We start from the raw sequence: 1,027 nt of genomic DNA, 5'->3' as shown, positions 1-1,027 counted from the left end.
AGCGGACGCCGCCGGCTCCCCCCGGGGCGCCCGCTCGACGCTGGCCGCCGCCGCCCGCTCCGTCCCGCAGCCGACGATCCGCTCGCGCGCCGAGTGGGGCGCCGACGAGTCGCTGCGCCGCGGCGGCGTGGGCTACAGCGGCACCATCAAGGCCGCCGTCGTGCACCACACCGCCGACGGCGGCAGCTACTCGGCCGCCGAGGTCCCCTCCGTCATCCGCGGCATGTACCGCTACCACACGGTCTCGCTGGGCTGGTCCGACCTCGGCTACAACTTCGTCGTCGACCGCTTCGGCGGCATCTGGGAGGGCCGCGCCGGCGGCATCACCAAGCCGGTCGTCGGCGCCCACGCGGGCGGCTTCAACAGCGACACCTTCGGGGTGTCGATGATGGGCGACTTCACCTCCGTGGCGCCCAGCGCCGCGTGCCTGGAGTCCGTCGCCCGCGTCATCGCCTGGAAGCTGTCGACGTACGCCCTGCCCGCCGACGGCACGGCGTGGCTGACCAGCGCCGGTGGCGGCACGGCCCGCTACGCCGCGGGCACCACCGTCAAGCTGCGCACCGTCAACGCCCACCGCGACGTCGGCTTCACGGCGTGCCCCGGCAACGTCGGCTTCACCAGGATGGGCTGGATCCGCGACCGCGTCGCGCAGATCATGGGCTCCGCGCCCTCGACGGCGATCGACGCCAAGTACGCCGCCCTCGGCGGCGGCGCCGGCACCCTGGGAGGACCGACGACCGCGGAGAGCACGACCCCCGCCGGCAGCGGCACCTACCGCTTCTTCACCGGCGGCGCGATCTACGCCTCGGCGGCCACCGGCGCGCACACCGTGCGCGGCGCCATCCTGGAGCACTACGGCCGGCTCGGCTGGGAGACCGGGATGGGCTTCCCCACGACCGACGACTCCCCCGCCAAGGGCGGCTTCTACACCCACTTCCAGGGCGGCTCGATCTACTGGTCGCCCGCGACCGGCGCCCACGAGGTGCGCGGCGCGATCCGCGAGAAGTGGGCGTCGATGGGCTGGGAG

At 74.8% G+C, this 1,027-nt stretch carries 1 protein-coding gene; it reads left to right on the top strand.

The annotated features are described in order from the left end of the window. On the top strand, positions 1–1,027 hold a 1,027-nt coding region (locus tag GTQ99_RS23550; RefSeq protein ID WP_205708125.1), incomplete at both ends, for an N-acetylmuramoyl-L-alanine amidase.

The sequence above is a fragment of the Kineococcus vitellinus genome (assembly GCF_009906315.1).
GTDB classification, from domain to species: Bacteria; Actinomycetota; Actinomycetes; order Actinomycetales; family Kineococcaceae; genus Kineococcus; species Kineococcus vitellinus.
This window is presented reverse-complemented; position numbering and strand designations above follow the sequence as displayed.